This window comes from Dichotomicrobium thermohalophilum (assembly GCF_003550175.1).
In the GTDB taxonomy this organism is placed as follows: Bacteria; Pseudomonadota; Alphaproteobacteria; order Rhizobiales; family Rhodomicrobiaceae; genus Dichotomicrobium; species Dichotomicrobium thermohalophilum.
Window position 1 is genome coordinate 165,880 of record NZ_QXDF01000001.1, and the last position, 18,084, is coordinate 183,963.

The following is an 18,084-nucleotide window of genomic DNA, read 5'->3' on the forward strand; positions in this document are numbered from 1 at the left end:
CTATTGCCAGACCGACGGAACGGGCGGCATCTCGCCTTGAAAGCGAGACAGGGGCAAATGATGAAGAGTTCGATTGTGACGAAATTCTTGGCTGTAGCCGCAGCAGTGTTGTGCGTTTATGCCGGTCCGGCATCCGCCCAGGATGGCGGCGAGTTGAGCGAAAAAACCGTCAACGTCATCACCGGTTTCGCGCTGACCACCATCCCGAGCGAGATTAAGCGTCCGGACGGCTCGGTGATGAAGATCGACAAGTCCGATCTGTCGAAAATCGTTGTTCCTGTTGATGACGCTCGCCGAGTCATCAAGGTGGCCCGCCTATCCGCGCACGCCCAGATGTGCGATCTGCCGCAACTCCAGGCCCAGAATTACCTGACCATGATGCGGCAGGAGCGCGCCAAGGATAAATGGACCGAGGAACAACTCCTTTTCATCAACCGGCTGCACCTGTTCACGGTGATGTGGCTCAGCGGCAATGTCCGGTTCGTCGACAAAGGCGACGGCTCCAAGGAACCAGAGATCATCTCGGATCCTGACGAGAGCAAGAACGAGTGCACCGAGGAAGACCGGAAGCAGGTGCGCGCGGCGATCGAGAACTATCTCAAGCAGGCCAAAAAGTCATAACCGCTGGGTGCCCGTGCGCGGCGCGTGTTGACAACACCATTGGCAGCTGTCTATTTACCGACACGGCGGGTGCGATGCGCGCCCGCCTTTTGCGTTGCCGTGGCGATCTCCTGAGGACTTCCGCTTTTTATCCGGTCGGATCGCCTGTCACCCGCCCGCGCGGGCCAGGAGGCAACGTTTCATAATCCGTCGAAACCTTCTTTTTCAGACTTTGGGAGTCAGAGCAGATGAGCAAGCGCATCAGCGCGAAATACAAGATCGATCGCCGTATGGGCGAGAACATCTGGGGCCGGCCGAAGAGTCCGGTGAACAAGCGCGAATATGGCCCCGGCCAGCACGGCCAGCGCCGCCGCGGCAAGCTGTCGGACTATGGCGAGCAGCTCCGGGCCAAACAGAAGCTGAAAGGCTACTACGGCAACATCACCGAGAAACAGTTCCGTGCGATCTACAAGGAAGCCACGCGGCAGAAAGGCGATACCTCCGAGGCGCTGATCGGCCTGCTGGAGCGGCGTCTGGACGCGATCGTGTACCGTGCAAAGTTCGTGCCGACCGTGTTCGCCGCGCGCCAGTTCGTCAATCACGGCCACATCAAGGTCAACGGCCAGCGTGTCACGATCCCGAGCTTTCGGTGCAAGGAAGGCGACGTTATCGAGGTGCGCGAGAAGTCCCGTGACATGGGGCTGGTGCTTGAAGCGGTGGAAAGTCCTGAGCGTGACGTGCCGGACTATATCGACGTTGACCACAACAAGATGACCGCGAAACTGGTGCGTATCCCGCAGCTCGGCGATGTTCCCTATCCGGTGATGATGGAGCCGAACCTCGTGGTCGAGTTCTATTCCCGCTAAGCGGCGTGCCGGGCCTGCGTCATTCGTGGCGCTGGCCCGGGCTGTGCTCCACAAGCGCGTAGGCAATCATGGTCATCAGCACGGCGGCGCAAAAGAAGTAGATGCCGGGCAGGGCCGCCGCCTCGGTCAGCGCGCTGGCCTTTACGTAAAAGATAACCAGCGCCAGAACCAAGACATCCAGCATCGACCACTTTCCCAACCAGGACATCCGGTTCAACATGCGCTGCCGCGCCCGCCCGTCGGCTGCCATCGTCGCATATGCGACGAGCAGATAAAGCAGCTTGAGTACCGGAAACAGAATCGAAAACACCACAAGGATACCGGCAAGGAACAGCTCCTGCTCGGCATAAAGCGCGCGCACGATCGACACAAAGGAATGCGTGTCGGACCAGACGTAGAAATAGGTGAGTTCGATAACCGGCAGGGTAAGGCCGAGCACGAGTGACACGGTGGCCCCGATGATCATCACGCCCACCGCGAAGATGCGGAAAACGCCCGGGACTGCGGGGGACCGCAGGTCGACTGGCTCGGTCGCGTCCTCAGCCAGGCTTGAGGGGAAACGACCGGCTTGCGAAAGACGCGCGATGAGTGACGGGCGATTGTCGTCCGTCGTGAGATCGTCCATCTGCCTCCCGCACCCGCGCCCGGACGGCCTCGGCCGCGCGAGTCAGCGCGGGCGATTACGCCGGCGCCGAGCGCTTTTCGAATGCAATATCCTTTTGCTCCAGGTGCTGCTGAAGCTCACCCTCCTGGAACATCTCGGTCAGAATATCACATCCGCCGACAAATTCGCCCTTCACGTAGAGCTGCGGAATGGTTGGCCAGTTGGTGTAGGTCTTGATGCCCTCGCGCACGTCGTTGTCATCAAGGACGTTGATATCCTTGTAGTCGACGCCGAGATAATCGAGCATCCGGACGACCTGCGCGGAGAATCCGCACTGCGGGAAATGGCGGTTGCCCTTCATGAACAGGACAACGTCGTTGCTCTGAACCTGATCCTTGATCCAGTCGTGAACGTTCTGCTGGTCCATCGTTGCGTCCTTCGACTTGCGGTGAATTTGGTAAACTGACGGGCTTAGTCCGGTGCCGAGGTCTGGAGCGCGAGCGCGTGCAGCGCCCCGCCCATCTGACCCTGCAGAGCGTCATAGACGAGCTGATGCTGCTGAACCTTGGTCTTGCCCCGGAAAGCTTCGGAGACGATCACCGCCGCATAATGATCCCCATCGCCAGCCAGATCGCGGATCGTGACCTGCGCATCTGGCAGCTTGGCCTTGATCAACGCTTCGATTTCAGCGGCTTCCATCGGCATGTGTGATCTCCCTCAGACGACGACGAGCATACACATCGAGGGCGGCACTGCCAATAAGAATGTCCGACCCCGACGCTCAGTCTTTTGTCACATAGGACGGGAACCAGCCCTCGTGAAGATGGCGCAGTTCAGTCAGTGAGAGAGGTGCTTCCCCGGGAAGCGCCAACGCATCGCCCCCGATCCGGCCGATGGCTTGCGCCGACACGCCCGCCCTTTCGGCTTCGGCGCGGATGCTCTGCGCGGCGTCTTCGGACGCCGCCACGAGATAGCGCGCCTGATCCTCGCCGAACCAGAAGGCGTGGGCGGGAATGTCGAGTTCGCGCGTGTCGAGCGTCACGCCGAGTCCGCCAGCCAGCGCCATTTCCGCTACCGCGACCAGAACGCCGCCGTCCGCGACATCGTGCACCGTTTGGGTGGTACCGTCACTGATCAGCCCCCGCACCAGATCGCCGGCGCGCTGTTCGGCATCGAGATCGACCGGCGGCGGCGCGCCGTCATAAGCGCCCGTGGCGTGCTCCTGATACAGCGACTGACCGAGGGCACCACGGGTCTCGCCCAGCAGGATCAGCACCTCGTCGTCTGGTTTCAAGGCGATCGTCGCCATGCGCTCCAGATCGGGCAGCAGGCCTACGCCGCCGATTGCGGGCGTCGGCGGAATCGCCACGCCGTTCGTCTCGTTGTAGAGCGAGACGTTGCCCGACACGACCGGGAAGCTGAGCGCCTTCGCCGCCCGGCCCATGCCCGTGACGCATCGGGCGATCTCGCCCATGATCTCGGGCCGTTCTGGATTACCGAAGTTCAGGCAATTGGTGATCGCCAGCGGCTGAGCACCTACGGCGGTGAGGTTGCGCCATGTCTCGGCAACGGCCTGCGCGCCGCCGGTTTCCGGGTCGGCGGCACAATAGCGCGGCGTGACATCGCAGGCGAGCGCCACGGCCTTGCGGCTCGACCAGTCGCCAACCCGTATGACCGCCGCGTCGCCGCCCGGCCGCTGGACGGTGTTGGTCATGACCATGTGGTCGTACTGCTCCCACACCCATCGGCGTGAGCACAGATGCGGACCCGCCATCAACGCCTTGAGCGCGCCAAGCAGGCTATCGGGCGCGGGCACGTCCGCCGCGCGGACTACGGCCGGGGCCTCGCGCGCCGTCCACGGACGCTGATACTCCGGGGCGCCGGCACTGAGCGCGCGGACGGGGATGTCCGCTTCCTGCGCGCCCTTGTGCCAGATCTCGATGCGCCCGCTCTCGGTCGTTTCGCCGATGACGGCGAAGTCCAGCCCCCATTTGCGGAAGATCGCCTCGGCCTTGTCGTCTGCGCCGGGACGCAGCACCATCAGCATGCGCTCCTGGCTCTCCGAGAGCATCATCTCGTAGGCGTTCATGCCGCTCTCGCGCTGCGGCACGCGGTCGAGATCGAGCCGGATGCCGACCCCACCCTTGTCCGCCATTTCGACGGAAGAGGACGTCAGCCCGGCCGCGCCCATGTCCTGAATGGCGATGATCGCGTCGCCTTCCATCAATTCGAGGCAGGCCTCGATCAGCAGCTTTTCGGTGAACGGGTCGCCGACCTGAACGGTCGGGCGCTTCTCCGCGCTGTCGTCGTCGAACTCCGCCGAGGCCATGGTCGCGCCGTGAATGCCGTCGCGCCCGGTCTTCGAGCCGACATACACGACTGAGTGTCCGGCACCGCGCGCGGCGGAATAGAAAATCTTGTCGGCGCGGGCGGTGCCGACGCACATCGCATTGACGAGGATGTTGTTGTTGTAGCGCGCGTCAAAATTGACCTCGCCGCCAACGGTCGGGACGCCGGTGCAGTTGCCGTAACCGCCAATGCCCTCCACGACGCCGGAGAGCAGGTGCCGCGTCTTCGGGTGTTCCGGCGCGCCAAAGCGCAATGCGTTCAGGTTGGCCACCGGCCGCGCGCCCATCGTGAACACATCGCGCATGATGCCGCCCACGCCCGTCGCCGCACCCTGGTACGGCTCGATGAAGGATGGGTGGTTGTGGCTCTCCATCTTGAAGACGACCGCATCGCCGTCGCCAATGTCGACCACCCCAGCATTCTCGCCCGGCCCTTGAATAACCTGCGGTCCCTCGGTGGGCAGCGTCTTGAGCCAGACGCGCGAGGATTTATAGGAGCAGTGCTCGGACCACATCACCGAAAAGATGCCGAGTTCTGTCGGCGTCGGCTGCCGGCCGAGAATTTCGACCATGCGCTCGGCCTCGTCCGGCTTGAGGCCATGCTCGGCGATCAGGTCCGGCGTGATCTCTTGTGAAGTGGTTGCGGTCATCGGCAGACCGTTCCAACTTTGAAATGGCGCACAACACGTCGGCCCGCCTCATTGTGAGACGGGCCGAGAAAACGAAACCGCGGCGCGGGCTCAGGCCCCGGCGCCGCCTTCTTCCTGATCCAGTTCGTACTCGGCAACGCCCAACTTCAGGACTTCGGGGATGTCTTCGAGGAATTCCGCCTCGTCGAAATACTCGACGTAAGCCGGGAAATATCCGAGGTCCTCGTCATCATCGTCGTCCATGACATCCTCATCGGTCGCGATTGCACGGAAGGTGATGCTGCCGTCCTCGTTGACCGTGATCGCCGCCAGGTCTTCCTTCGTGCCCGTGTGCTTCACGGTCAGGCTGTAGCTGCCCGGCGTCTCGTTGAGCGCGAATTCCAGCCGGCGGCTGCTTATTTTGTTCTGCAACTTGCTGACGAGGGTGGCGACAGCCTCGGCACGCTGAGCGGGCTCGAGCTGGTTGGTGCGCAGTTCTTCTTTCAGCTTGTCAACTTGTTCGTCAAAGCTCATGGCCCGCCTCTCAAGGGTTGTCTCTATACGTGAATCGCATGGTCCGCGCCAGCCCGGCCTGTTAGCGTTTCGGCCAGCGCGCGGAACATGGGGAAGCCATCGGTGCCGCCGAGCACCGGGTCAGCCAGCCGCTCAGGGTGGGGCATCAGCCCGAGAACGCGGCCATCTGCGCTGCAAATACCGGCGATGTTGTCCTGCGAGCCGTTCGGGTTCGCGGCGGCCGTGACGTTGCCGTCCGCATCGCAATAACGGAAGATGACGCGTCCTTCGCCCTCCAGCATCCGCAGCGTGGCGGGGTCGGCGAAATAGTTGCCGTCGTGATGCGCCACAGGGAAACGGACGACCTGCCCGGCACGATATGGCCGCGTGTACAGGGTCTCCGTGGACTCGACGCGCAGATATACGTCCTTGCAGATGAATTTCAGCGAGGCGTTGCGCATCAGCGCGCCGGGCAGCAGCCCCGTCTCGGTCAGGATCTGGAAGCCGTTGCAGATGCCGAGCACCGGCACGCCGTCTCGCGCCCGCTCCACGACCGCCCGCATGATCGGCGAATGCGCGGCCATCGCGCCGGCGCGCAGATAATCGCCGTAGGAGAAGCCGCCGGGCAGCACGATCAGATCGCTTGGGGGAAGCTCCGTCTCGCCATGCCAGACCATCCGCGGCGGGCGGCCGGAGGCGGCTTCCAGCGCGCGGGCCACGTCGCGGTCACAGTTCGAGCCGGGGAAGACGATCACGCTGGCGTTCATGCCTGCTCCAGCTCAAAACGGTAGGTCTCGATGACGGTGTTTGCGAGCAGCTCTTCGCACATGCGCTCGACATCCTGGCGGGCCTGCGCTTCGTCGGGCGCGTCGAGCTTGACTTCGAGGTATTTGCCCTGGCGCACATCCTCGACGCCGGAAAAGCCAAGTGAGTCCAGCGCGCCCGCGATCGCCTTGCCCTGAGGATCGAGCACGCCGGACTTCAGCGTAACCCAGATCCGCGCTGTCATGGCCATGCGCCCCTCCTGCGGTGAACCTGCGCTCGTGGTACTCAACTCGACCGGACGAGTATCGGCCCCTGGTGCTTGCCCTGCTCGTTCTCCACAAGAATGCCCAGACGCCGCGCGACTTCCTGATAGGCCTCGATCAAGTCGCCGAGGTCGCGGCGGAAGCGGTCCTTGTCCAGCTTCTCCTGGCTCTGAATGTCCCACAGGCGGCAACCGTCCGGGCTGATCTCATCGGCCACGATCAGGCGCACCATGTCGTTGTCGTACTGGCGGCCGAACTCCAGCTTGAAGTCCACCAACCGGATGCCGACGCCGAGGAACAGGCCGCTCAGGAAGTCATTCACCCGCTGGGTCATGGAGATCATGTCGTCGATCTCCTGCGGCGTGGCCCAGCCAAAGGCGGTGATGTGCTCCTCCGTGACCATCGGGTCGTTCAGCTCGTCCGCCTTGTAGTAGAACTCTATGATCGACCGCGGCAGTGGCGTGCCTTCCTCCAGCCCAAGGCGCTTGCAGATCGAACCGGCGGCGACGTTGCGCACCACCACCTCGACGGGCACGATCTCGACCGAGCGCACAAGCTGCTCGCGCATGTTCAGCCGGCGGATGAAATGCGTCGGGATGCCGATCGCTTCGAGATTCGTGAACATGTACTCGGAGATGCGGTTGTTCAGCACCCCCTTGCCCTCGATCAGCGCGTGTTTCTGGTTGTTGAAGGCGGTCGCGTCGTCCTTGAAGTGCTGGATCAGCGTGCCGGGTTCCGGGCCTTCATAGAGGATTTTCGCCTTGCCCTCATAGATGCGGCGGCGGCGGTTCATGGTCGTGATCCTTGTTGGGTGCCGTTCGGGAAAAACAAATGGCGGCGCTGCGAGGGCGGCGCGCCGTCCTATCGAAGCCCGTGACATGCGCGGCGCGCGTCACGCGCGCGAGCAATCTGCGCGGGATCGTACTCTAGCTAGATCGGGAAGACAACGCCGTTGTCAAGCGTGGAAGGGCGGCGCTGGCGGAATTGATTTGCGCGCGGCCGCGCGTTATCTCACCATCAGGAAAGCGTCCCGCACCCGCGGCGGACCGGCTGAATCGGGAGATATGGATGAGTTCATTTGACGATCGCGAGCAGGCATTCGAGCGCAAATTCGCCCATGACGAGGAGCTGCGGTTCCGCGCGATGGCCCGGCGCAACAAGCTGCTCGGGCTGTGGGCCGCGGAGAAGATGGGCATCACCGGCGACGACGCCGAGGTCTACGCCAAGGAAGTCGTGAAGGCGGATTTCGAGGAGAAGGGCGACGAAGACGTGTTCCGCAAGATCCGCCGGGACTTCGACGAGAAGGGCGTGGACCAGTCCGACCACCAGATCCGGCGCACGATGGTCGAACTGCTGGATGAGGCCGTGCAGCAGATCGAATCCGAGCGCGAGTAGCGCGGCCACCGAGGGTATTGGTCATTGCGAGCGTAGCGGAGCCGAAGGCCGGCGCGAAGCGACGAAGCAATCCAGCCCGATACGCTTCACGCTGGGTTGCTTCGGCCCTCTGGGCCTCGCAATGACCTAGAGTGAAGTTCGCCTCACGCCTCGCCGAAAACGCGGGCGAAAATCGTATCCACATGCGCGAGGTGGTGATCGAGGCTGAACAGGTCGTCGATCATCTCGGGCGGCAGAACCGCCGTCACCTCCGCATCCGCTAGCAGATTGTCCTTGAAACCGCCCTCGCCGTGCCAGGCGCGCATCGCGTTGCGCTGCACCATCCGGTAGGCGTCATCGCGGGCCGCACCTGCTTTTGTCAGCGCCAGCAGCACCTGCTGCGAATAGACCAGCCCGCCCGTTGCCTCCAGGTTTTGGCGCATCCGCTCGGGATAGACCACCAGCCCGTCGATCACGCCGGTCAGCCGCGTCAGCGCGAAGTCGAGCGTCACCGTCGCGTCCGGGCCGATCATGCGCTCGACAGAGGAATGGGAGATGTCCCGCTCGTGCCACAGTGCCACATCCTCCATCGCCGGCGTCACGTAGCCGCGCACAACCCGCGCTAGCCCCGTCAGGTTCTCGGTCAGCACGGGGTTGCGCTTGTGCGGCATGGCCGATGAGCCTTTCTGGCCGCTGGCGAAATATTCCTCCGCCTCGCCGACCTCGGTGCGCTGCAAGTGGCGGATTTCGGTGGCCAGCCGCTCGACCGAGCTGGCGATCACACCGAGCGTGGCGAAGAACATCGCGTGGCGGTCGCGCGGGATCACTTGCGTTGAGATCGGCTCGGGCGTCAGGCCCAGCTTCTGCGCGACGCGCTCCTCCACCTGCGGGTCGATATTGGCGAAGGTGCCGACCGCGCCCGAGATCGCGCAGGTCGCCACATCGGCGCGCGCGGCCTCCAGCCGGGTCCGGGCGCGGGAGAACTCGGCATAGGCCTGTGCCATCTTCAGGCCGAAGGTGGTCGGCTCGGCATGGATGCCGTGGCTTCGGCCGATGCACGGCGTCATCTTGTGCTCGAAGGCGCGCCGGCGCAGCGCATCGAGCAGCCCGTCGAGATCGGCGAGCAGCAGGTCCGCCGCGCGGGTGAGTTGGACCGCCAGGCAGGTGTCGAGCACATCCGAGGAGGTCAGCCCCTGATGCACGAAGCGCGCCTCCGGCCCGACATGCTCGGCGAGGCTGGTGAGGAACGCGATCACGTCGTGGCGCACCTCGCGCTCCACCTCGTCGATCCGCGCGACATCGAAGCCGCCGCGCTCGCGCACGGCCTTCGCCGCCTCTTCCGGCACGATGCCAAGCTCGGCCATCGCTTCGGTGGCGGCGGTCTCGATCTCCAGCCAGATCTGATAGCGCGTCTCGGGCGACCACAGGGCCGCCATCTCGGGGCGGGAATAGCGCGGGATCATTCAATTACCTCGGAAATATGGATTTGCCGACGCTGATAGCGCAGCGCGCGGCGGGGCGCAAATGTCAGGCCGGTGCATAAACATCGCGGTAGGCGGGCGGGCCGTCGCCGCCGGGGAACGCCGCCGCCTCATAGACCGCGCGCGCGACCGCCCGCGCCAGCACATTCGCCGCGAGCGCGCCAAGCTCGGCCAGCGCGAACACCGGCTCCACCGCCGGCCCGCGCGCCGTGGACAGCGCGAAGACGATATCCCCGTCCAGCGGCGTGTGCACCGGATAGATCGACCGCGCCAGCCCCGTCTGCGCCATGATCGCGAGGCGCTTGAGCGCCAGCTTGTCGAGATCGGCGTCGGTCGCCACCACCGCCAGCGTCGTGTTCGCGTCGGCGCGCGCGCCCGCCTTCGTGCGCGGCTCAAGCGCGTCCGGCGGCATCGCCTGTGGCCAGCCGCGACCGCCAAACTCCGCCCCGATCTCGAACGGCGCGGCCCAGAAATGCGGCGTTGCGCCCACCGTCACGTTTCCGGCCGCGTTCACCACCGCCAGCGCGCCCAGCGTCACCCCGTCCGCCGTCACCGCCGAGGCACTGCCCAGCCCGCCCTTCAGCCGCTCGGTCGTCGCACCGTAGCCCGCGCCCGCGCTGCCGAGCGTCACTTCCGCCCCCGCGCTCTCGCACGCCGCGTAGGCCATGTCGCGATACGGCGGGAAGCGGCCCCAGTCCTTGTCGCCGCCATTGAGCAGATCGAACAGGATCGCCTGCGGCACGATCGGCACCCGCGCCGGACCGACGGCGAAGCCCGCGCCGCGCTCGCGCAGCCAGGCCTGCGCGCCGGTCGCCGCGTCCAGCCCGAAGGCCGAGCCGCCCGACAGCACGACCGCATGAAGCTCGCCCGCGACGCCCTCCGGCATCAGCGCGTGGGTGTCGCGGGTGCCCGGTCCGCCACCGCGAATATCCACCGCGCCACGCAAGCTGCCCTCGCCGAGCACGACTGTCACGCCGGAGCGCAGGCGCGCGTCCTCCGCGCTGCCCACCCGCAGCCCTGGCACATCGGTAATCAGATTGCGCGCGCCCGGCGTCATCCGGCCTCCATTGGGCTCACCCAGGGAAAGTCAAAGGGTTGCCAGATGCACGCCAAACGCGCAACACTGCCCGACAAGCGCCAACACCGTAGCGAGAGGCACGCATGAACGCCGACGAGTTCGAGGCCGAAATCTCCTATCTGCTCAACCAGATGGAACACCAGCCGGAAGACCGGTACGAGCTGTATCTCCAGCTTCAGGAGCGCATCCATGAGATGCAGGCCTACGGCATGCCGATCCCCGAAGACCTCCAGCGCTTCGTCCGCGACCTCGAACGCGAGTTCACCCAGGGCGCCGAACTCGGCGAGGAGGGCGAAGGCGATGGCGGCGGCGACGGCGGGGGCTAAAACCCTTCCGTCGAAAATCTCATCTTTGAACAGCTGCAATTAACCTCTCGCGGCCTCCGCGTTGCGTCTCTCAGGCAGACTTGATAAGCGATTGCCGCGCGGCGATTAATCCGCGCGCCCCGCTCATGCGTCTATCCAGGTAAAACCTGCGGCCATCTGGCTGCGCTGAGAAAGTCCCCACCCAAGGAGTCCGTCTTGAGCAGCCTGAACCTTGGCGCCATCGGCAATTGCAGCTTTGGCGCCCTCATCGACCAGGACGCGCGGATCGTCTGGTGCTGCCTGCCCCGCTTTGACGGCGACCCTGTTTTCCATTCGCTGCTCGGCGGGCCGAAAGATGCGCCCGAGGGCGGGATGTTCGACATCGAGCTGGTGGATCAGCGCGCGTGGAGCCAGAGCTACGACCAGAATACCGCCATTCTGCGCACGCGGCTCGAATCGCCCACCGGCGCGATCGAGATTGTCGATTTTGCCCCACGCTTCGAGACCCGGGGGCGCCTGTTCCGGCCGAACATGCTGGTGCGCCGTGTGGTGCCGGTCAGCGGCAGTCCGCGCATCCGCGTATGCCTGCGCCCGCGGTTCAACTATGGCGCGATCGCGCCGGACATCACTTTCGGCTCGAACCACATCCGCTACGTGGGCCCGGACTTCACGCTGCGCCTGACCACCGACGCGCCGGTCGACTACGTGCGCGACGAGACAACCTTCATCATCGAAGAAACGCTCAACTTCATGCTCGGGCCGGACGAGACGCTGGAAGGCGGTATCGGCTCGACCGCACGCGAGTTCGAGGAGCGCACGGCACAGTATTGGCGCGGCTGGGTGCGCACGCTCGGCATCCCGTATGAATGGCAGGACGCCGTGATCCGTGCGGCGATCACGCTGAAGCTTTGCACCTATGAACCGACCGGCGCAATCATCGCGGCCATGACCACCAGCATTCCGGAAAGCCCGCATTCGGGCCGCAACTGGGATTATCGGTTCTGCTGGCTGCGCGATGCGTTCTTCGTCGTCCGCGCGCTGAACACACTGTCGGCGATGAACACGCTGGAAGACTATTTTCGCTGGCTGCAGAACGTCGTCAGCACGACGAACAGCAATCACTTGCAGCCGGTTTTCGGCGTCGGGCTGGAGAGCAAGCTGTCGGAGCGCATCGTCGATACGCTGCCCGGCTACCGCGACATGCCGCCCGTGCGCGTCGGTAATCAGGCCTACGAGCATTTCCAATATGACGTTTACGGCAATGTCGTACTGGGCGCGTCGCAGGCGTTTCTCGACGCGCGGCTTTACCGCCAGGCCGGCATCGAGGACTTCCACCGGCTCGAGCACGCGGGCGAACAGGCCTTCCGCCTCTACAACGAACCCGACGCCGGCATGTGGGAGCTGCGCTCGCGCGCCCGCGTCCACACCTCCTCCAGCCTGATGTGCTGGGCCGCCTGCGACCGGCTGGGCAAGATCGCGCGGGCGCTGGGCGAAGGCGAACGCGGCCGCTACTGGGAGGAGCGCGCGACGATCATCAAGAATGCAATCCTTGAAAATGCCTGGAACGAAGAGCGCGGTGCATTCGTTGAAAGTTTCGGGGGCCGGGACCTCGACGCCAGCGTGCTTCTCATGGGTGAAGTGGGTTTCATTGATCCTCGCGATCCGCGCTTCATTTCCACGGTCGAGCAGTTGGAAAATGTCCTTGGAGACGGTCCGCACATGCGCCGATACGAGGCGCCGGATGATTTTGGCCGTCCGGAAACCGCATTCAATATTTGCGCGTTCTGGCGACTGGATGCTCTTGCCCGGATCGGGCGGACTGAACAGGCCCGAGAGATTTTCGAAACGCTTCTGGCCAGCCGCAATCACCTTGGGCTACTCTCGGAAGACGTCGATCCCCAGACCGGTGAACTCTGGGGGAACTTCCCCCAGACATATTCGATGGTCGGAATCATCAACGGCGCGACCCGGCTGTCGCGCTCATGGGAGAGCGTCTTATGAAACGTCTTGTGGTGGTGTCGAACCGCGTCGCCGACTGGACCAAAGGGGGAAAGTCCGGCGGGCTCGCCGTCGCCTTGCAGGACGCACTGAGAAAACGCGGCGGGCTTTGGCTGGGCTGGTCCGGGAAGATTGTAGAGGATGACGAACCCTGCGAGTTGTCGCAGGAACATCACGGCAACGTCACGCTGGCAACGATGCCGCTCACCGAGAGCGAGTATCAGCACTACTATCTGGGCTTTTCCAACAGCGTTTTATGGCCGGTGTTTCACTACCGGCTGGACCTCGCGCGTTTCGAGCCGGAACACTGGGAAGGGTACATCACGACCGTGCGCCGCTTCGCGGAGAAGCTCGTCGGCCTGCTTGAGCCGGACGACATCATCTGGGTGCACGACTATCACCTGATTCCGCTGGCCTCCGAATTGCGGAAGCTCGGCGTCGACCAAAAGATCGGGTTTTTCCTTCATATCCCGTTTCCGTCGCCCGATGTGCTGGCCGCCGCGCCAAAGCACCGGGCACTGGTTCGCGCGCTGTTCGACTATGACCTCGTCGGCCTGCAAACCCACGCGGATGTCGGCAATTTCGGCCGGTTCGTCTATGAAGCCGCCGACGGAAAGGTGCTTCAGGACGGCCGCCTGCAACTCGACGGCAAGAGCGTGCTGATCAAATCCTTCCCGATCGGTATCGACGTGGAGAGCTTCCGCGACATGGCGCGCACCGAGGAAGCCGACCGCCACATCCAGACGCTGCAGCGTCGGACAATCGCCAGCGCCTTCATCATCGGCGTCGATCGACTCGACTACACGAAGGGCATCTCCGAGCGGTTTCGCGCCTTTCAGCGGCTGGTTGAGAGTCACCCGGAATACCGGACCTCCGTAACGCTGATGCAGATCGCCCCGCCGACCCGGGAGGAGGTGCTGGCCTATGCGGAGATGCGCCAGGAGCTTGAGCAGCTTTCCGGGCACATCAACGGCGAACTCGGTAACTACGACTGGACGCCTGTCCGCTACATTCACCGCCATATCCCGCGTGACACTCTTGCGGCGCTGCTGCGCGGCTCGCAGGTCGGGCTCGTGACGCCGCTGCGCGACGGGATGAACCTGGTGGCCAAGGAATATGTGGCCGCACAGGATGACGAGAACCCGGGCGTGCTGATCCTCTCGCGCTTCGCCGGTGCGGCGGAACAGTTGAAAGAGGCGCTCATCATCAATCCCTACGACATTGACGAGATGGTCGAGGCCATGCACCGCGCGCTCTCGATGCCGCTGGCCGAGCGCAAGGAGCGGCACCAGGCGCTGCTGGAAAGAGTCCGCGAGAACGACGTCTCGTATTGGCGGGAGTGTTATCTCGACACGCTCGAAACCGTCAGGCGGGAGGCCTCTGCGTGACGGCGACGAGCGGCGCGCTGCGTCTGGTCGCGGATGTGGGCGGAACCAACGCCCGCTTTGCCCTGGCCAGACCAGATGGCCGTTGCGAGACTGCGGCCAATCTGCGGGTCGCAGATTTCCCCGAGTTCGACGATGCGCTCGCTACCTACGTGCAGCGCCTTGATCGGCAGACCCGGGAACGGATTGCAAGCGCCGCGTTTGCCGCCGCCGGACCTGTCGAGCACGACGTTGTCAGGCTCACCAACGCGCCCTGGCAACTCGCCGCCCCGCACATCGCGGACCAGCTCGGTGGCGTGCCCACAGCGATCTTCAACGATCTGCAGGCAGTCGCGCTCGCGCTTCCATTCCTTGGGCATTCGGATGTCGCGGAGATCGGCCCGGTTCCGCGATACGAGGCCGAGCCGCCGGATCGGATGGTCGCCGTGAACGTCGGTACCGGCTTTGGCGCCGCGACGGCCATCCCCGCAGGCGACGGCTGGACCGCCTGCCCGAGCGAGGCTGGACACATGTCGTTGCCCGCTGCAAACGCTGAGGAAGCCGAGCTGCTCGCGGCGCTGTCGCCGGGGCGGGCTGCGACGCTGGAAGACGTGCTGAGCGGCTCAGGCGTTGGCGCGCTCTACGCCTGGCTATCCGGCGGCGAACCGATCGCAGCGGATGCCGTTTTCGCGCGCGTGGACGCCGATCCGACCGCTCGCCGCACGGTGGAGATGCTCTCGCGCTGGCTCGGCCGCGCCTCCGGCGATCTGGTGCTTGCAACCGCGGCGTGGGGTGGTGCGTTCCTTCTGGGCGGCGTGGTGAGCGGATGGTACAATCTGTGCAATGACTCAGCTTTTCGCGCCGCTTTCGAAGACAAGGGCAAGATGCGTGCGCGGATGGGCGGCGTTTTTTCCGGGGTGGTAACGCGTCAGGATGTGGCGTTGCTGGGGCTGGCGAAAGCGCCCGTTGCGGGCGTCTAGTCAGGGAAGCGGATCATGAACATCACCGGCCTCGACCACATTGTTTTGACGGTAAAATCCATTGAGCGCACCTGCGACTTCTACGAGCAGATGCTTGGCGCGGAGGTGATTAAATACAACGGGGGCCGGACGGCTTTGGGCCTGGGCGATCAGAAGATCAATCTGCACGAGGTCGGAAAGGAGTTCGAGCCGAAGGCGAACGCGCCGACACCCGGAAGCGGCGACATCTGCCTGATCACGACGGCCTCTCTGGCACAGGTCGAGCAGAACCTGCTGGCCCGGGGCGTCGAGATCGAGGAAGGGCCGATCGAGCGCACCGGCGCGCGCGGACCAATCAAGTCAATCTATATCCGCGATCCGGATGGCAACCTCATCGAGATCGCGAGCTATAGCGAGGCGGCCTAACCCGCTAGCGCATCGCGCGCCGCAGAGTCCGCCACCGGAACCGGCTGCGTCCCCCACGACATCTCAAACCGGCAGGCGGGCGCGCCCATCGCAGCGCAGGCTGTCTCCACGGCCTGCGCACGCGGCGAGACCAGCACCTCAAACAGCCGCTGGAACACGCCGACATACATATCGCAGAGGGGAACATGGCTGGACTGTCCCGCGACAAGCGGACAACCGGCGATCTCCACAGCGAGAGGGTGCCCGGGCATGGCGCGGAACGTCCCGCTTCCCGCAAAGGTCCAGGCGTGGCCACCGATCGCGCCGATCAGCGCCCGTGCGGCCAGTGGCGCTGGAAGCAGGCGGAGGCCGGCTTGCGCGAAGCGGGGAATGCGGTGGGCGAGGAGGTAATCGCCCGTTCGCAATCCGGCTTCGCGCAGCACAGCCGCCGCATCTCCGGGAGGAAGCTCTGCGCGGACCGCGCGCTGCAACGCGCCGACCTCGTCCTCGTGCACCATCGCGGACGGGGCCTCGGCGGCGTAGCGCACGAGGCTGGCCTGGGCCAGGACCTTGGCGCATACGGGCTCCCCGTGGCGATGGCGCAGGGCCGCGATTACCTGAGTGATAGCATTCGGCCCGACATGCGAGGGCGGGGCTTTCCCGTGCGTGCTCATCGGCTCACTCCGCCGCGACGCTCTCGGCCATTTGCTCCTTGCCGCCGCCGCAAGCGGAAACCGGAACCGGCTGACCTTGTCCGCTACTCTTGCCGGTTTTTCCGGTGCGCTCCTTGATTTGCCGGCGCTTCTCCGCGACCGCCTCCCAGTCATCCATCTGCGCGGGCGCGATCTGCCGGGTGTTGTCGAAGTGGAAGTCCACCTTCTTCTTGGTGTGCGGCCCCCAGTAGCCGACCTTACCGAGATCATAGAAGGTCCGCTGGAAGCCGGCCTTCAGGAACGCCTTGAGGCAGCCAAGCAGATACCGCCGCCGGAAGCCGGTGCCCCGCCACGGGTAATGGAACAGCGCCTTTTTCATGTAGAAGCGGCGGTAATTCTTCATCACGCCATCCAGCAGCTCGCCGCGGTCCATTGCCTCCGGCTTCATGATCGGCGTGACGAAGTTGTATTTCGAGAAGTCGAACACCTCGACCTTTTCGCCGAGCTCCTGGAAGAGCGAGGAAAACGGCCATGGCGTATACATCGCCCAGTTGGCGAGGTCCGGCTGCCAGTCCCACGCCATCTGATAGGTCTCTTCGAGCGTCTCAGCTGTCTCGTTCTCAAGCCCGACGATGAACTGCGCCTCCACGAAGATGTCGGCCTCGCGCAGCAGCCGGATCGCCGTCTTGTTCTGCGCGATCGTGGTTTCCTTGTTGAAGCGATCGAGCTTCATTTGCGCGGCCGCTTCCGTGCCGAGACTGACATGCACCAGCCCCGCTTTCCGCCACAGATGCAGCTTGTGCCGGTCCCGCCAGATGTCGGTGACGCGCGTGTTGATGCCCCATTTCACCTTGTCGGGCAGGCCGCGCCGGATAAGCTCCTCGCAGAATTCGGTGAACTTCTTGCGGTTGATGGTCGGTTCCTCGTCGGCAAGGATGAAGAAGCCGACATTGTGCTCCTCGACCAGCTTCTCGATTTCATCGACCACCGCCTTCGGGTCGCGCACGCGATAGTCGCGCCAGAACTTCCACTGCGAGCAGAAGGAGCAGGTGAACGGGCAGCCGCGCGCCATGTTCGGGATCGCAACGCGCGTGCCAAGCGGGACATAGATGTATTTGTCCCACTCCAGGATGCTCCAGTCGGGGTCGATCGCTTCGAGATCCTTCACGGTCGGCGCGGCCTGCGTGGCAACGATCTGGTCGTCTTTCGTGAAGGCCAGCCCCTTGATGGTATCGGCCTCTTGCGGCCAGCGGCCCTCGTCAATAGCGCGGATCAGCTCGACGATGATCTCCTCGCCCTCACCGCGCACGATGACATCCACCCACGGCGCTTCGGATAGCACCTGTTTGAACATGAAGGTCGCGTGCACGCCGCCAAGCACCGTCACCGCGTCCGGGTGCTCCTCCTTGGCGATTTCCAGCGCGCGCTCGGCTTTGTAGATCGAGGGCGTGATCGCGGTCGTGCCAACGACGTCCGGGTTTTCCTGCGAAAGGATGTAGCGCAGCTCATCCTCCGAAATGTCGTTCGTCATCGCGTCGATGAAGCGCACATCCGTGTAGCCCGCCGCCTTCAGCGCACCGGTGATATAAGCGACCCAGGCCGGCGGCCAGTTTCCCGCGATTTCCGCCCCGCCCGAGTGGTAGTTGGGATGAATGAGCACAATGCGCATAACCAGCCTGTCCATTTTGCCTGACATATTGAGTGTAAAGACAAGGTGACACACACCGCTGCATCACGATTTGATCTGGATCAAATTCGGCAAAATTCTCTTATGCGGGATATTAACGGAGGCGGCCAAGCTCTTGCCGTTGTGGCAAGGGTTGAAATTTCCCGGACGGCCAGCGATCATGGAAAGCTCAATCAAAAAACAGGGGGCGCC

Annotated in this window: 20 protein-coding genes; 8 read left to right on the plus strand and 12 right to left on the minus strand. The window is 64.2% G+C overall.

Annotated features, from left to right (window positions below; genetic code table 11):
* Window positions 1-60 precede the first annotated feature (60 nt).
* Entirely contained in the window at window positions 61-621 is a 561-nt protein-coding gene (locus tag BXY53_RS00740; RefSeq protein ID WP_147361459.1) for a hypothetical protein, read from the plus strand.
* A 227-nt stretch (window positions 622-848) separates the two neighbouring features.
* A complete protein-coding gene (rpsD, locus tag BXY53_RS00745) occupies window positions 849-1,466 on the plus strand; it encodes a 30S ribosomal protein S4 (RefSeq protein ID WP_119060053.1) in 618 nt (205 codons plus the stop codon).
* Window positions 1,467-1,485: 19 nt separating this feature from the next.
* On the opposite strand, the gene BXY53_RS00750 is transcribed toward rpsD, so the two are convergent.
* The 8 genes from BXY53_RS00750 to purC all read right to left on the minus strand — a co-directional run bounded on the left by BXY53_RS00750 (window position 1,486) and on the right by purC (window position 7,381).
* Window positions 1,486-2,091, minus strand: coding sequence for a paraquat-inducible protein A (locus BXY53_RS00750; RefSeq protein WP_119060054.1), 606 nt, complete (start codon window positions 2,089-2,091; stop codon window positions 1,486-1,488).
* A 55-nt stretch (window positions 2,092-2,146) separates the two neighbouring features.
* On the minus strand, window positions 2,147-2,497 hold the full coding sequence (gene grxD / locus BXY53_RS00755; RefSeq protein WP_119060055.1) for a Grx4 family monothiol glutaredoxin: 351 nt from the start codon (window positions 2,495-2,497) through the stop codon (window positions 2,147-2,149).
* 44 nt (window positions 2,498-2,541) lie between these two features.
* Window positions 2,542-2,775: a BolA family protein gene (locus tag BXY53_RS00760; protein ID WP_119060056.1), complete on the minus strand. Its 234-nt coding sequence runs from the start codon at window positions 2,773-2,775 to the stop codon at window positions 2,542-2,544.
* Window positions 2,776-2,851: 76 nt separating this feature from the next.
* Entirely contained in the window at window positions 2,852-5,068 is a 2,217-nt protein-coding gene (gene purL, locus BXY53_RS00765; protein WP_119060057.1) for a phosphoribosylformylglycinamidine synthase subunit PurL, read from the minus strand.
* A 90-nt stretch (window positions 5,069-5,158) separates the two neighbouring features.
* Window positions 5,159-5,581, minus strand: a complete 423-nt coding sequence (locus BXY53_RS00770) for a hypothetical protein (protein ID WP_119060058.1) — start codon at window positions 5,579-5,581, stop codon at window positions 5,159-5,161.
* A 23-nt stretch (window positions 5,582-5,604) separates the two neighbouring features.
* Window positions 5,605-6,327, minus strand: a complete 723-nt coding sequence (gene purQ / locus BXY53_RS00775) for a phosphoribosylformylglycinamidine synthase subunit PurQ (protein ID WP_119060059.1) — start codon at window positions 6,325-6,327, stop codon at window positions 5,605-5,607.
* Window positions 6,324-6,569, minus strand: a complete 246-nt coding sequence (purS, locus tag BXY53_RS00780) for a phosphoribosylformylglycinamidine synthase subunit PurS (protein WP_119061683.1) — start codon at window positions 6,567-6,569, stop codon at window positions 6,324-6,326. The genes purQ and purS overlap by 4 nt, the downstream gene beginning before the upstream one ends.
* A gap of 41 nt (window positions 6,570-6,610) precedes the next feature.
* Complete coding sequence (purC, locus tag BXY53_RS00785; RefSeq protein WP_119060060.1) at window positions 6,611-7,381, minus strand: phosphoribosylaminoimidazolesuccinocarboxamide synthase; 771 nt, start codon at window positions 7,379-7,381, stop codon at window positions 6,611-6,613.
* 275 nt (window positions 7,382-7,656) lie between these two features.
* Between purC and BXY53_RS00790 the strand changes: the two genes are divergently transcribed.
* The gene (locus BXY53_RS00790; RefSeq protein ID WP_119060061.1) at window positions 7,657-7,983 is read left to right on the plus strand and encodes a DUF1476 domain-containing protein; all 327 of its coding nucleotides are present in this window, start codon (window positions 7,657-7,659) and stop codon (window positions 7,981-7,983) included.
* Window positions 7,984-8,126: 143 nt separating this feature from the next.
* Here the strand turns inward: BXY53_RS00790 and purB are convergent, their stop codons facing one another.
* Window positions 8,127-9,425, minus strand: coding sequence for an adenylosuccinate lyase (gene purB, locus BXY53_RS00795; RefSeq protein ID WP_119060062.1), 1,299 nt, complete (start codon window positions 9,423-9,425; stop codon window positions 8,127-8,129).
* A gap of 64 nt (window positions 9,426-9,489) precedes the next feature.
* The gene (locus BXY53_RS00800; protein WP_119060063.1) at window positions 9,490-10,500 is read right to left on the minus strand and encodes a P1 family peptidase; all 1,011 of its coding nucleotides are present in this window, start codon (window positions 10,498-10,500) and stop codon (window positions 9,490-9,492) included.
* 104 nt (window positions 10,501-10,604) lie between these two features.
* Here BXY53_RS00800 and BXY53_RS00805 point away from each other — a divergent pair, with 104 nt between their 5' ends.
* From BXY53_RS00805 to BXY53_RS00825, 5 genes are all read left to right on the plus strand, one after another.
* Window positions 10,605-10,847: a hypothetical protein gene (locus tag BXY53_RS00805; protein WP_119060064.1), complete on the plus strand. Its 243-nt coding sequence runs from the start codon at window positions 10,605-10,607 to the stop codon at window positions 10,845-10,847.
* A gap of 195 nt (window positions 10,848-11,042) precedes the next feature.
* Window positions 11,043-12,827 (plus strand): glycoside hydrolase family 15 protein, encoded by a 1,785-nt coding sequence (locus BXY53_RS00810; protein ID WP_119060065.1) that lies wholly within the window; start codon window positions 11,043-11,045, stop codon window positions 12,825-12,827.
* The gene (gene otsA / locus BXY53_RS00815; protein ID WP_119060066.1) at window positions 12,824-14,212 is read left to right on the plus strand and encodes an alpha,alpha-trehalose-phosphate synthase (UDP-forming); all 1,389 of its coding nucleotides are present in this window, start codon (window positions 12,824-12,826) and stop codon (window positions 14,210-14,212) included. Before BXY53_RS00810 ends, otsA begins: the two co-directional genes overlap by 4 nt.
* Window positions 14,209-15,168: a glucokinase gene (locus BXY53_RS00820; protein ID WP_170144280.1), complete on the plus strand. Its 960-nt coding sequence runs from the start codon at window positions 14,209-14,211 to the stop codon at window positions 15,166-15,168. Before otsA ends, BXY53_RS00820 begins: the two co-directional genes overlap by 4 nt.
* Before the next feature lie 12 nt (window positions 15,169-15,180).
* Window positions 15,181-15,573, plus strand: coding sequence for a VOC family protein (locus BXY53_RS00825; RefSeq protein ID WP_210209189.1), 393 nt, complete (start codon window positions 15,181-15,183; stop codon window positions 15,571-15,573).
* Here BXY53_RS00825 and bchJ read toward each other — a convergent pair.
* Window positions 15,570-16,226: a bacteriochlorophyll 4-vinyl reductase gene (gene bchJ, locus BXY53_RS00830; protein ID WP_119060069.1), complete on the minus strand. Its 657-nt coding sequence runs from the start codon at window positions 16,224-16,226 to the stop codon at window positions 15,570-15,572. The two genes, BXY53_RS00825 and bchJ, sit on opposite strands and share 4 nt — an antisense overlap.
* 4 nt (window positions 16,227-16,230) lie before the next feature.
* Complete coding sequence (bchE, locus tag BXY53_RS00835) at window positions 16,231-17,874, minus strand: magnesium-protoporphyrin IX monomethyl ester anaerobic oxidative cyclase (RefSeq protein WP_119061684.1); 1,644 nt, start codon at window positions 17,872-17,874, stop codon at window positions 16,231-16,233.
* Between the last annotated feature and the right edge of the window lie 210 nt (window positions 17,875-18,084).